This is a genomic window from Bacillus sp. CH30_1T (genome assembly GCF_008364765.1).
Classification (GTDB): domain Bacteria; phylum Bacillota; class Bacilli; order Bacillales; family Bacillaceae_B; genus Rossellomorea.
This window is the reverse complement of sequence record NZ_VTUY01000005.1, coordinates 1-13,360: the sequence shown is the minus strand read 5'-3', so window position 1 is coordinate 13,360 and position 13,360 is coordinate 1. Positions and strand designations below refer to the sequence as shown.

At 38.1% G+C, this 13,360-nt stretch carries 11 protein-coding genes; 10 read left to right on the top strand and 1 reads right to left on the bottom strand.

What is annotated here, in order from left to right:
- Window position 1: 1 nt before the first annotated feature.
- Window positions 2-1,243 carry a TolB-like translocation protein gene (locus tag F0342_RS11535; RefSeq protein WP_149156103.1) on the bottom strand — a complete coding sequence of 414 codons (1,242 nt, stop codon included), beginning with the start codon at window positions 1,241-1,243 and terminating at the stop codon, window positions 2-4.
- A 601-nt stretch (window positions 1,244-1,844) separates the two neighbouring features.
- On the opposite strand from F0342_RS11535, the gene F0342_RS11530 reads away from it, so the two are divergent.
- The 10 genes from F0342_RS11530 to F0342_RS11485 form a co-directional block, all read left to right on the top strand.
- Window positions 1,845-2,615 carry a hypothetical protein gene (locus F0342_RS11530; protein ID WP_149156102.1) on the top strand — a complete coding sequence of 257 codons (771 nt, stop codon included), beginning with the start codon at window positions 1,845-1,847 and terminating at the stop codon, window positions 2,613-2,615.
- Window positions 2,616-2,812: 197 nt separating this feature from the next.
- On the top strand, window positions 2,813-2,986 hold the full coding sequence (locus F0342_RS11525) for a hypothetical protein (protein ID WP_188048516.1): 174 nt from the start codon (window positions 2,813-2,815) through the stop codon (window positions 2,984-2,986).
- Window positions 2,979-4,091, top strand: coding sequence for a DUF418 domain-containing protein (locus F0342_RS11520; RefSeq protein WP_149156100.1), 1,113 nt, complete (start codon window positions 2,979-2,981; stop codon window positions 4,089-4,091). The genes F0342_RS11525 and F0342_RS11520 overlap by 8 nt, the downstream gene beginning before the upstream one ends.
- 204 nt (window positions 4,092-4,295) lie before the next feature.
- Window positions 4,296-4,763, top strand: a complete 468-nt coding sequence (locus F0342_RS11515) for a GNAT family N-acetyltransferase (protein ID WP_149156099.1) — start codon at window positions 4,296-4,298, stop codon at window positions 4,761-4,763.
- A 74-nt stretch (window positions 4,764-4,837) separates the two neighbouring features.
- On the top strand, window positions 4,838-5,686 hold the full coding sequence (locus tag F0342_RS11510; RefSeq protein WP_262481712.1) for a nitroreductase family protein: 849 nt from the start codon (window positions 4,838-4,840) through the stop codon (window positions 5,684-5,686).
- A 490-nt stretch (window positions 5,687-6,176) separates the two neighbouring features.
- A complete protein-coding gene (locus F0342_RS11505; RefSeq protein ID WP_149156098.1) occupies window positions 6,177-10,268 on the top strand; it encodes a S8 family serine peptidase in 4,092 nt (1,363 codons plus the stop codon).
- Between the two features lie 265 nt (window positions 10,269-10,533).
- Window positions 10,534-11,256 carry a sulfotransferase family 2 domain-containing protein gene (locus F0342_RS11500; RefSeq protein ID WP_149156097.1) on the top strand — a complete coding sequence of 241 codons (723 nt, stop codon included), beginning with the start codon at window positions 10,534-10,536 and terminating at the stop codon, window positions 11,254-11,256.
- A 264-nt stretch (window positions 11,257-11,520) separates the two neighbouring features.
- The gene (locus F0342_RS11495) at window positions 11,521-12,552 is read left to right on the top strand and encodes an NAD-dependent epimerase/dehydratase family protein (protein WP_149156096.1); all 1,032 of its coding nucleotides are present in this window, start codon (window positions 11,521-11,523) and stop codon (window positions 12,550-12,552) included.
- Window positions 12,553-12,610: 58 nt separating this feature from the next.
- Complete coding sequence (locus tag F0342_RS25640; RefSeq protein WP_316252609.1) at window positions 12,611-12,823, top strand: cyclase; 213 nt, start codon at window positions 12,611-12,613, stop codon at window positions 12,821-12,823.
- Between the two features lie 321 nt (window positions 12,824-13,144).
- Window positions 13,145-13,360, top strand: a 216-nt coding sequence (locus F0342_RS11485) for an IS110 family transposase (protein ID WP_149156095.1), incomplete at its 3' end; no start/stop codon positions are given.

Here is a 13,360-nt window from a genome sequence, read left to right as displayed (position 1 = left end):
TTCACTCTTTATAAAATACAATCTTCTCAATATCCCGCATCCATTCCCTTGCTTCAGTTCCATCCGTATTCGCTATCCACAGATTTCTTTTTGAGTCTGTTATAGAGGATCCCCTTAGCCAAACGAGCTTTTGAATGGAAGGGATGAACTGTGGAGCATAATCTCCAGACCCTTTAGGTGGATCCGTTATTTTTATTTGGTTTTTCGTGTCCATATTCAGTGTGAAAAGCGAAGGGAGAGGGTGCTTACTGAAGTCATTTGTCCACTCCTGTTCTTTGATTCTCGATACAACCAGTGACTTGTCGCTCACCCAATTGAAATCAAGATCAGCGTAATGGGCAGGGGTGTATGTTCCTGTAACAGGCATTTCCTTTACCTTTAAGTCCTTGTTCTTGAACCCGAACACAATTCTCCCACCGCCAGCGATATACGCAATCGTATCGGTGGAGGGTGACCACTTTGGCTCTCCTACTTGCAAAATCATCTCGTCTAATACTTCGAAGTTTTTTCCTTCCTTGTCGATGATGCACACCATATTACTGTCCATGGACCAGGAGGCGGTTGGAGACACAACAAAAGAGATCCACTTTCCGCTCGGCGAATATGTTAGCTGGTCCGCATATACGGCAATTAGTTTGTTTTTATCCGTTGTCCCTATTTCCCTTGGGAGTGTGAAGAAAGGCTCCACCCCTCCAAAAAGAACAATATCCTCATAATCATCGCCGACTTTTTTGGTGAACAATGAGGCGCTTGACCAACCATCCGGGCTGAGAGTGCCAGATGAAGAAAGAAGAAATCCACTACCATCCGGAAGCCAAGTAAAGTCACTGACCCCGGTTGCGATGTTGTAGAATCGGTTGAGGTCAGAGATATCTAAAATTCCTTTGTCATTATAGGCAATAACGTTTCTATGGGGTGCCCATTCAGGTGAATAGCCATTATAAGAAATTTTCTTCTTTTCACCCGTCTTAATAGTATAGGTCCATATCTCTGACTGCACTTCTCCTTTATCAAATCCAGAAGATGCCTCTACTTGATAAGCCAGCCAGGTGCCGTCTTTCGACCATTGGGGGTTGGAGAATACTTTGCCAGAATCCGTGACTTGTGTTTCTTGGCCATCTAACAGGACCCACAAATTCCCGTCCCTGATAAAAGCAGCTTTAACTTGATTCTCTACAGCTGCGGAGGGGGCTAGCGGAAATAAAAGAGCAAAAATTATTGAGAAGAGGATAGCTTTTTTCATTTGTTATTTCTCCTTTTATGGCTTATCTTCTTACTATTTTCTTGGATTGCTCAATTTATGTGAAGAAGAACCTTTGATCATCACCAGGTTAAAGTTAATTTGGATTGGGGATCAGGACCAAGCGTGGAGTGAATGTTTCTAAATAAAGAAGATTCGACACGAATGCTTGATTAATTTATTTTCGGCACGATTAAATGAAATTCCGGATTAATAAATCTGAAACAGGATTAATAATTTTAAATCCAGCTTGAAAGTGGTTCAACCCGGCATAATTATTGTTCTGGTGTGATCTTAACTGACTTTCCATCACGAATTCAGGAAAGGATTGGGAGTTTGCTGGTGTTTGTAACAAAGCAATAGGCTTTTGATCAAATTCAACTGTGGAGTTGGAGAACGGAATCAAATCAAAAAAAGATGGATGAGTTTAGTAGGTTAGAGGGAATATTGAATTGGATGAAGAATCTATTGAAGTCCAGTATTATAAACTGAATGAATTACCAGAAGGGTTAACCGATCAATATAGTTATTTAATACCTTACATAGACCAATTAAGTTATTTATCTACATATCAACGAATTCAAATTAGAAGGTAGGAACTCAAATGTTAGCTTCAGAAAGCATTTTGAAGACATGGGAGAAATTTAATGATATTCCCATGGAGACGTTAACGAAAGTTTGGTTTTATAACCAGGGAAATATGAAGAAACAGCGGGAGGTCTCTCTTATGCGGGAGCATAGGGAACAATTTGGCATGTCCGGGAATTGTTTTGATCTTGCACTATGGTTACTTGATGAGTTTAAACGGGATGGAGTAGAGGCGTATCCCGTTGGTCATAACCTGAATTCAGAAGATGCTCATGTTGCTGTCATCGCACTAAATGAGAAGGGTGAACGCTTCCTTTGTGATTTGGGTGACCAATGGCTGAATCCCATTTTAATTGATACGGATAGCGTAGATTATACCAATGAAAAGGTAAGTGGTTTCTTCCCTGCAGCAAGGGTACAGGTTCAAAGTCATCCATCAGGCACAGAAATTCTGTATCATCGACCTAATGGAAAAGTATCGAAACAAGTTTTTCAGACCCATCCAATCGAAATGGATTCGTTTGTAAAGGCTGCCGAGCATTCTCAACATTTGATAAACCCCAACCCTTTATTGGAATGCAGAACAGCATACAAATCTGAAATCGCTCATTGGGAATTTTATAATTGGGATAGCTTTCTAAGTACAACAGAAGGGTTATTGAATGAACCCAAGGTAGAAACGGTAGAAGAATGGGCTGAAAGAATCCATGGGAAAACGAAATACAATAAACAGGTTCTAATCCAAATATTAGAACGATATAAGCTTATTCAAACAGAACAGGTTTAGTGTCGATCGGATAAAGTGTAGGAGTCTGAATGAAAAAGGTGAAATAGAGAATAGCAATTGACTCTACATGACACTGAAGTCCGTTACCAATGGTGTCTGAATCTATATCTGCAGCAAAATTTACTTAGATGCTATGTAGAAAATTACGAAAAGTGGTGGAACTAATGGATCGACATAAGTTTTATGAATTTATGAAAATGGCTAGAAAACTAAAGGATCAAAAAGAAGATGCAAAATATGATCTACTAAATTCCGAGCAATATTTAAGTGTTTACGGATTCTCATTCAAGGACAGCTATCGGGCAGATAAAAATAATCCTAAGGATATTGGGAAATCTGAGTATTTGAAACATGTGAAATTTAATGTCTGAAATTACCCAAAGGAAATTAACACCAGACTTAGCGAGAGGTTTTATGTTGTTGTTTATTGCATTGGCACATGCCAATCAATTTATATTTTCAACTGAACGAGGAATTACTTTAAGCGATCAGTTAACTGTATTTTTTAGGCAAGTTTTCATTGATGGACGTGCCTTCCCTTTGTTTGCCATCCTTTTTGGGTATGGGCTCCATCAAGTATTTAAAGGGCAAGAGAGAAAAGGGGTTAGTTGGAAGAAGACGAAGGGGATTTTTAAGCGCAGAGGAGCTTGGATGTTAGTGATAGGATTTTTCCATGCAACTCTTTTCTTCGCAGATATTATCGGGGTGTATGGATTTATCGCTCTCCTTTTTGCAAGTATATTTCTTCGATTATCCAATCGAAATATTATCGCGATGACGTTGGTTTTTCTTGTTTTGGTGGGAGTGTTTGCCCCGTTCATGCCTAGGGGATTTGATGCATTAAATATGGAAGTCACTACTTCTGCTACTATTGCAAATCCTATTGAAGCATCTATTACTCGGATGTTTGATTGGATGTTCTATACACCTGTGCTGAGTTACCAAGTAATCCCAGGGGTGCTAATTGGTATTTTAGTGGCGCGTTTTCAGGTGATAGATAACCCTAAGAGCCACAAGAAGGCACTTATGATGGTTGCTATAATGGGGCTTTTACTATCAACAGCTGGCGGTATCCCGATGGCCCTTATGTCGTCATTGTTTTGGACAAGTTACAATAATGTATTGGAAGAAACAGCTAAATCACTTCATACCGTCACTGGTTATGCAGGTGGAGTTGGATGGACGGCGCTAGTTGGATTGCTAGTCATTAAGCTGGAAGGAAAGAGTGTGAGCTTTATAAAGGCTATTGCTGCCCTCGGACAACGTTCACTGAGTTTTTATCTGTTTCAGTCAATTTTGTTTGTTTTCATTTTAGCGCCTTATGCTGGCGGTCTTGGTGGACAAATTAATCAATTGTGGAGTGATTTGATTGCGGTATTTGTTTGGGGCTTATCAGTAATAATGGCTCATTATATGCATCAAAAATCTATAAAAGGTCCTTTTGAGACCCTCTTAAGGAAGAAATCAGCTGTTTAATAAACTTAAATTGGAACAAATGCTGATGACCTAACTTGTTATCTTCATTTTTACCTAAGCAGGTGAACTTCCTGGATCATATCGATAAGCCGACGGTCAATCTCCGTCGGCTTTTTTTAAAGATTTATCTGAAATCGACCAACTTAGTTGTATAATAGTGTTGGAATAATTGAAAGATAATTCAGACATAAAGGGGGGGACATCATGAACATTCGAAAGGTAATACCAGAAGATGAACCTGTAATTAAAGGATGGTTAAACGAGCCAAAGGACTGCAAGTACGTCACTGGAAGGCAAGTGTATTCATCAGATATGTTTAATAGCTGGTACGAAGCACATGATCAATTTGGGTATATTTTTGAGGAAGGGTCAAATAGTGTTGCATATGGGGAGATATGGGTAGATGAGGAAGAAAAAGACATAGAGCTAGCACATATAGTTGTTCATCCTTCTTTAAGAAATAAAGGGTTGGGCAAACGATTTATTAAAGAACTTCTTGAAGAGTGTAAGATCTATCCGTTTGAATGGGTGTATATGAGAATAGAGCCTGGAAATGTACATGCGATTCAATGCTATGAGGGAGTCGGCTTTATTGAAGATCCTGATCTTAGATCCTCCTTTGATAGTAGATGGATTTGGATGAAAATAAGAATCACGGAGAATAAGAAGTAGATTTAAAGGTAACTAGAATATTTTCTTGGAATAACGGTAAGAAATCAGAAACTAAATAACCTATTCTAACTGCGATGGAAGAATGGGAAAAGTACGAATCGCATCAAAAATCTTTGTATGAACTTATAAAAAGGAGTGATTATGTGGAATTCAACGATGTTATACATGGGCACAGATCCATACGGGAATATGAAGATAGGGAAGTAAATCAAGAATTGCTCGATCAAATATTAGATGCGGGAATTCGTGCCTCTTCAAGTGGCAATATGCAATCTTATTCGATTGTCGTCACAAAAGACAAGGAGCTTAAGAAAAAATTATATAGCGCACATATGGAACAATCAATGGTTGTTGATGCACCTATACTATTAACATTTTGTGCTGATTTCAATAGAATGAGAAAATGGCTTTCGCTAAATGATGCACCTGTACATTTTGATAATTTCATGAGCTTTATGATAGGCGCAATCGATGCAACTTTGGCAGCGCAAAACTGTGCTTTAGCAGCTGAAAATGCTGGGCTGGGCATTTGTTATATGGGCTCAACGCTTGCAAATTGCGATCAAATTGGTGAGCTACTGAAATTACCACCAAATGTCGTACCAGTTGTGGGTTATTCATTAGGGTACCCAGCAGAAAACCCTGCCCAACGTGATCGACTGCCAAATCATGGTATTGTTCATTACGACCAATATCGTGATTATTCAGATGAAGATATTCATGAAATCTACAAAGAGAGAGATGAAAAGGGATGGAAACGCTACATGGACATCCCTAAGCTTAAGGAAATGACAGAGCAATTAGGATTAAAGAATCTTGCACAAATCTATACCATTGCCAAGTATACGAAAGAATCTCACCACGAGTTTTCGCAGACAGTGCTGAATTACTTGGAAAGTCAAAATTTCATGAAAAATGAGTGATGTTTGTCCTGACAGGAGAGATGGTATTTTAAGAACCTTTTCAACCGGTGCAAGACAGGTTTAAGATGCTCTTAGCTCATCACGGAATTTGCTTTTTTCAGAATAGAGATTATATACATTTTAGGATAATTACTATAAATATATATTAGTAGGTTCCTGTTCTTTTGCTTTCCTTTTTAGATATAAAACATGATGATATTCATAATGCTGGAGTCTATTTGGTATGGAAATATAATTGAATATCGGGCACTTTAGATCTACTGCTCTGTTTCAGGTTAATAATTGCTACTCTATGTACTATTTATTTAGGAACACTAAATAGTACATAAGTGTTTATGAATGTGCATCTGATGAATAAAATATAAATACTAATCCCCCCTGATGATTTAGTTCCATAGTCTGATATATTCAATTACAATAAAACGGAAGGATTTGGCCAGAAATAATTGAATTCTCTTCTTGTATTTCCATTAACAAGGAGGGATTGAATATGAAAAATGCTAGAAAGGTGTTAAGTTCAACCATGTTGGCTGCATCTTTAATAACAGTGCCAACAGCAGGGTCAGCTAATTTGGGGCTACAGTCCGGAGGGAATGTAGCGATTGAAGACAGTGCCGGCGTAGTTGAAGACTTGGATTCGAGCAGAGTTGTAAATGCAGAATCTTCAGCAAAGATTGACCGGTTTTTAAACGAATTAACACCTGAGGAAAGACAAGCACTTCAAGATTTGACTTCAACAAGCAAACAAGAATTAAACATATCACCCGAGACGGATTTGAACAGTTCAAAAGAAATCTCGGTTATTGTCGAGTTTAAGCAACATACAGCAAATACTGCTATTTTGGTCGAACAGCTTAAAGGAAGGTCCTTATCACTGGGAGAAGCGAACAAAAAATTAGAAGCATCACATGATCAATTTAAAAAGGACTTATCTAAACTAAAGGTAAAACATAGTGTAAGAGATAGATTCAAGGAAGCATTTAATGGTGTTGCGTTGACATTACCTGCGAATCAAGTCGAAAGCTTACTTAAATCTGGAGTAGTAAAAAACGTTTATGAAAATAAACAAGTACAGTTAATCGAACCTGCTCAAAAAAATACGGATATGTCACCATATAGTGGAAGGACACCCCACGAAATAATGGGAGTGGACAAACTGCATGAAAAGGGATTCACCGGTAACAGTGTCAAAGTTGGCGTCCTTGATACAGGAATTGATTATAACCATCCAGATCTGAAAGATGCTTATAAAGGTGGATATGATCTGGTAGATGAAGATCATGATCCGATGGAAACGACATATGAAGATTGGATAAAAGCCGGTAAGCCAGGAGGGTCAGCTTCGGATTATATTACCTTTCACGGAACCCACGTATCCGGAATCATTGCCGGACAGGGGAAAGCGGAATCGCAATATGCAACTAAAGGAGTTGCGCCAGATGCAGACCTTTACGTATATCGAGTTCTTGGTCCACAAGGTTTTGGTTCAACGGAAGATATTTTAGCTGGCATCGAGAAATCAGTAAAAGACAAAATGGATGTTATTAACTTGTCTCTAGGTGCAAACTCTAATGATCCGTATTCACCTTTAGCAATTGGGATTAATAATGCAGTATTATCAGGTGTTACGTGTGTGCTTGCTGCTGGTAATGAAGGGGGCGGAATGTATACTCTCGGTACTCCAGCCGCTTCAGCACTTGGGATTACCGTTGGTTCCAGTAATCCAGAAGTTGCTGAATTCAATTATGCAGGAACATTTAAAAGCAGTAGTACAGAAGTAGACTCCGAAATTCGTTATGCAACACATGGCTATGGGGAAGATCCCAGAACATTAGCAGGAAAAACATTTGATATGGTAGATCTTGATAAAGGTTTGGAAACTGATTTTGATAATAAAGATGTAAATGGGAAAATTGCCCTGGTTTCAACTGGAACGAATCGGGTCTATGAAAAAGTTCTATTAGCCAAACAACATGGAGCGGCTGCTATATTTATTTACGGCACATACGACGGCTTCATAGGAGATAAATTTGCTGTAAGTATTGATAATACGTATGCTTATATTCTGAGCGGTAAGCAAGGGAAGGCGTTTAAAGAAACCTTAAAGAACGAAACAGCGCAATATACTTTTACAACCCCTCAAAAGAATGTGTTATTCTCAGAAGATTCACTTTCCTATTTCAGCTCACGTGGACCGGCACTATTTACGTATGATATTAAGCCAGAAGTGACAGCACCCGGTCTGGATATTATGTCGACTGTTCCTTCGTATATATATGGTGAGAAATATGAAGGACAGTATGAATATGGTTATGTCCGACTATCAGGAACATCTATGGCCACACCACAGGTAGCTGGTGCTGCAGCGTTAATGCTTGAGAAAAATCCTAAAGCAACACCTGCTGATATTAAAACATCTCTTATGAATACTGCGGATGAAATGGATGGAGAGTACAGTGTCTATGAAATTGGAGCCGGACGAATCAATGCTTATGAAGCCATAAATTCAGATGTGAATTTCCAGGTCATTGATGAGACGACAACCTTCGCAAATGGCGAGGAAGTGAAGATCGGTGAGTTGACGGGTAGTATGAGCTATAGTTTAAAGCATGTTGATAATTCACTTAGAGATCAACGTACGATCATGATTAAAAATTCCGGTGAAGAATCGAAAACATTTATTGGTAGTGTCGAGTTTACAAATCATTCTCTTGACGCCTCAGAAAATGGAATAAGCCTAGCCTTTGATAAGAATATGAAAGTAAAAGCCGGTAAGAAAAAGAAAACAAACGTATTCTTGAATGTCCCTAAAACAGCTGAAGACGGTTACTATGAAGGGTATATCCGTTATGTGAATGAAGACGATCAGTCAGAGGAATATCAAATACCGTTTGGAGTTCGTAAGGTGAAAGACGGGGTTGAGTATCTGGACACGAGTTCAGGGATTTCAACTATTAATAACGGAAATTATAATTACAACAGTTTGGCATCTGCTAATTTTAAATTAAATTCTCACATGCGCTCTCTTGATATTTTCTTAGCAGATACAAATTCCGAAGATATCGGATACATTGGATATTACGATGGACCTGGGATGCCTGAAGGTAAAGATATTAAATTATACCCATTCTTTAGGGGAGATTATTATCCTATTGGAGTCACATCCGAACAGACTGAGGTTATGGAACCTACCCAAGTAAAGTCAGGTACGTATAAGGTGAAGTTTGTATTTACGAGAGAAAATGGAAAACAAATCGTTATTGAAAAGCCGATTTCCGTAGATAATTCAAAGCCTGAAATGACAACCAATGTAGCTGATGGCGTCATTGAAGTAGACCCTGACAATCCAAACCCACCTATCGAAATCAATGGTAATGTGAAGGATCAAGGAATAGAAGATTTAATCACAGCCGGTTCCGATATAACACAAGGAATCAACAAGGTCTATTATCGTTACAATACGAATTATCCATCTCAAGTACCAGTTAATGCAGAAGGGGATTTTACTTTTGTAAGAAATACTATACCCAGCTACTTAAAAGTACTTCCCGTTGAATTTTATTCAACGGATCATGTAGGGAATAAATCTGAATTAATGCAGTATTACTTTGTTAAAAAAGGTACACCATTTGTGACAAGTATCGCAAATAATAAAGAAGTGTCGCAAGGAGGAACGGTCACATTCGATGTAAATGCTGCGAATCAAGGGGTATTTAAAAAAGCCGAATTAGAATTCAAATACGACCCGAAAGTTCTTTCATTTACAGATATTGATCTAGTTGAAACTTTGAGTGATCGCTTTGATGCGGAAGTGAGCCATGAAGATGGTACGATTAAGGTAATGTTACAAGCAAAGAATACATCATGGGACGCTGAAGAGGTACTCTCTCTTCTTCAATTAAAAGCAGAAGTGAAAAAGGATAACTATTTTAATGAATATACTAAAGTGTATTTAACAAAAGCCGATTTCACAGACCTATCCGATGTGAAAACAGCAAGTGGACGAGTTGATCCATCAATTAAGGTGAATGCTACGAATTCTATGGTTATTGGTTCCATGAATGGAGAAGCCGTCTATGAATTATCAGCATCTGGTCCTGTACAGCTTTTTGATTATTCCACAATGGGTGCCAGCGTCAAGGTTAAGGATAAGGATGGAAATCAATATGAAGGGAAAGTACTGGAAAAGCCTGATTTTGAAGTGGATTCACTGCCGTCCACTGGAGAACCATTACTGTTAGAACTGGATATTCCAGGACACTTTACTGTACAAAAGTCCTTCTATATTGGATTAGATGGTAACATTGGAGAAAAGAAATTTATTGATAAAAAACTGATTAGTGCTGGTGATGTGAACAAAGACCAGGTCATTGATATTCTTGATGCGATATACTTGGAAGAACATTGGGATACAGACGACCGCAAAGGAGATATTAACTTTGACGGTAAGATTGATATGATTGACATGAATTATGTCAAACAAAACTTCCTTAAGGAAAATCCAACAGTATCACACGAAAACCAACCGAAGTCAACGGAGAATGGGAAAACGTTAGAAAGCATTATTGATAGTTTAAGTTGATAGAATAATAGTATGAACTAGTCCTTAGGTGTAGAAGATCCTTGGGACTAGTTTTTTTAGTGAAGTACAAGTATTGGATTATCTATTAAGTTTATTCATTTTACAAATGTAAAACCCATATCAAATCGTGACTTTTAACTCTTATATAGAGGATAACTATAGCGAAGCGCATTTTGTCCAAAACTGGAACCCTTCTTAGTTATAAACATAAAATATAGTAAATGAAAATATTTAAAATTCATATAAAAGTTTTTAGGAGGTATACATGAGTAATCATCCATTAACTATATATCTTCATATTCCTAAAACGGGAGGAACAACTTTAAGCCATATTTTAAGAAAACAATATGAAAGTAACAAGATATATGACCACGGGTATCTAAAGGGAGAGAAGAAAGATTTCAATCAGCTATTAGAGGAAGAAAAGAAAAATATTAAAGCTGTGTGTGGCCATTTTTCGTACGGGGTTCATCGATTTTTCCCACAACCCTCAAGGTATTTTACTATGTTACGGGATCCTGTAGATCGTGTCATTTCATCGTATTATTTTCTGAAAAATTTTAAAGGTAAAGGGTATGAACTTGTAAAAACTATGACGTTAGAACAATTTGTTGAAAAACACCCAGAAGCCCATAACTTGCAAACCTTTATGTTAAGCGGTTTGTCTCTCGAAAGGAATATTGAAAAAGCAAAAGATCATTTAAGGAAGTTCCCGGTAATTGGAATTACTGAAAGGTTTAATGAGTCTGTGTTTTTAATAAAGAAAGAATTTAATTGGCAGGATATAGATTATCAAAGATTAAATATAACCAAGAACCGACTATTAAAACAAGAAATATCCGACACTACTATTCGTTTAATAGAAAGACACAATCTATTGGATATAGAACTCTATCATTTGGCCCAACAACTTTTCAATCAAAAATTAAATGCATTGTCAGGTGCAGAACAGGGACAACTTAAGCAGTATTTAAGAAATTTTGCTTAAATATTTGCGTGTGGGTTGCTACAATTACTGCATTATCAGGAACGTGACGAAACAACTAATTGGCACTCAACCGTTCCTTAATCGATCTTTCAGTTATTAAAGTGCGCAATTCCAGAATAAGAATTGCGCACTTTCTTGCTGAAAAGGCCAGATAGTGGAATAAAGCATAAATAGTTCATATTCCCCGTATCTTTTTTAGAATGAAAAACGTTATATAAAATGAATGTGTTTGTTGCAGGCTATTAAAGTGAACGGGGGAAAAGTATGAAGATTTTAATACTAGGAGGTTCTCGTTTTTTAGGTAAAGCGATGGTAGAAGAAGGATTGAAAAGAGGTCTTGACATCACTTTATTCAATCGAGGGAACAATAAAGAAGCGTTCTCAGAAGTGGAACAACTTATCGGCGATAGAGATGGTGATGTATCACAGCTCAAAAACAGGAACTGGGATGTCGTAATGGACACATGTGGATTTGCTCCCCACCAAATAAACAAAATCGCGGCTGTGCTCAGAGATAACATCGAACATTATACGTACATTTCAAGCATCTCTGTTTATAAAGATTGGATTCCTCTCAAAATCGCGGAAGACTATTACTTACAGTCCATGCCGCAGGATCAATTGAAGGAAATTGAGGAAGGAAGAATCTCACCTTATGAGTATTACGGCGCATTGAAAGCGCTATGCGAAGCTGAAGCAGAGAAACATTGGCCGGGGCGAGTGTTGCATATCAGGGCAGGTCAGCTTGTTGGACCGTTTGATTATACGGATCGGCTACCCTATTGGGTTCAACGAGTCGCGGAAGGTGGAAACATAATGGTGCCAGGACGTCCGGACCGTCCAATTCAATTGATCGACGTGAAGGATATAGCAACATGGGTGTTCGATATGGTGGAAAAAAGAAAAGCTGGTACCTTTAATATTACAGGTCCTGATTATGAATTGACGATGGAAAAGCTTTTGAGTAAGTGTAAAGCAGTTACAAATAGCAATGCTAGATTTGTATGGACAGATGAAAAATTTATACTTGATCACAACATACAGCCATGGTCAGAAATGCCATTATGGATTCCTGAACACTTCCCATTAGTCGGAGAAACAGAACCGTGGAAAGGCTCATTTTGCATCAGTATAGAAAAAGCTGTTGATGCCGGACTTTCCTTCCGATCCCTTGAAGATACAATTTATGACGTATATCAATGGGAGAAGGCGAGAAAAGATACAGAACGAAAAGCGGGGATATCACGAGAAAGAGAAGAAGAGTTGTTGAAGACTTGGATCCAAAAAGAGAGATAGGAGACATTGAAGATATTAGCCAATTTTAAGGAGGAATCAATTGGATAAATGAGTTAAGATTGACTTTGAAATAGATTTTACAAATGGCGGTGGAATTCAAGGGCAGGAATTCCGACTTGATATTGCTGGAGATGACATCTCTGATCAAGAGCTACCTGAATATTTTGTAGAGGACATGAGGTTACTGATGGTTGGTAAAGTGAGAATACTTAACAAAAAAATTTATGAAAAGCATAAACGGAAATCTGTTGAAAAGAAACCTGAACAGTAACATTTGAGTAATTATTTCAGTGATTTCTTCAGCAGTCGGGCGCGATAATGTAATATCCCGCCCGATCGTATTATAAGGTTAACCAGAATTCTAGATTTTTCTGGTTGACCTTTTTTTATATGGTCTTATTATAACAGTAGCCAGGGTAGAACGTCCCTGCCCGTGGGACATAGATCCCGTCAGTTAAACCGTTCACCCCCTACTGGTAGAAACATGTTTGAGGCTGGTTGGGACAAAGATCTCGTATAACAAGCGAAGCTATGATACTACTAGGAGGAAATAGGGGCTACTGGCAAGTTGAATTTGAGGAGGAGATTGAGAATGAATCCAGTCATAGGTCTGGATGTTTCAAAAGGCGAAAGTGAGGTTCAGGCCTTTTTAGATAAGGGCAAACCTTACGGTAAAAGTTTTAGTATCAAGCATGATCTTAATGGGCTAGGAGGATTACTTGAGTTTTTGGAAAGCGTCAAAGACAAAACCGGTATTCACCMTTCGGTTATATTAGAGTCTACAGGGCATTATCACGCCCCAGTGGTT

Excerpts from the sequence above, each read along its gene's own strand:
- F0342_RS11535 (WP_149156103.1), bottom strand. The coding sequence starts at position 1,243 with ATGAAAAAAGCTATCCTCTTCTCAATAATTTTTGCTCTTTTATTTCCG.
- F0342_RS11530 (WP_149156102.1), top strand. The coding sequence starts at position 1,845 with ATGTTAGCTTCAGAAAGCATTTTGAAGACATGGGAGAAATTTAATGAT.
- F0342_RS11525 (WP_188048516.1), top strand. The coding sequence starts at position 2,813 with ATGGCTAGAAAACTAAAGGATCAAAAAGAAGATGCAAAATATGATCTA.
- F0342_RS11520 (WP_149156100.1), top strand. The coding sequence starts at position 2,979 with ATGTCTGAAATTACCCAAAGGAAATTAACACCAGACTTAGCGAGAGGT.
- F0342_RS11515 (WP_149156099.1), top strand. The coding sequence starts at position 4,296 with ATGAACATTCGAAAGGTAATACCAGAAGATGAACCTGTAATTAAAGGA.
- F0342_RS11510 (WP_262481712.1), top strand. The coding sequence starts at position 4,838 with ATGGAAGAATGGGAAAAGTACGAATCGCATCAAAAATCTTTGTATGAA.
- F0342_RS11505 (WP_149156098.1), top strand. The coding sequence starts at position 6,177 with ATGAAAAATGCTAGAAAGGTGTTAAGTTCAACCATGTTGGCTGCATCT.
- F0342_RS11500 (WP_149156097.1), top strand. The coding sequence starts at position 10,534 with ATGAGTAATCATCCATTAACTATATATCTTCATATTCCTAAAACGGGA.
- F0342_RS11495 (WP_149156096.1), top strand. The coding sequence starts at position 11,521 with ATGAAGATTTTAATACTAGGAGGTTCTCGTTTTTTAGGTAAAGCGATG.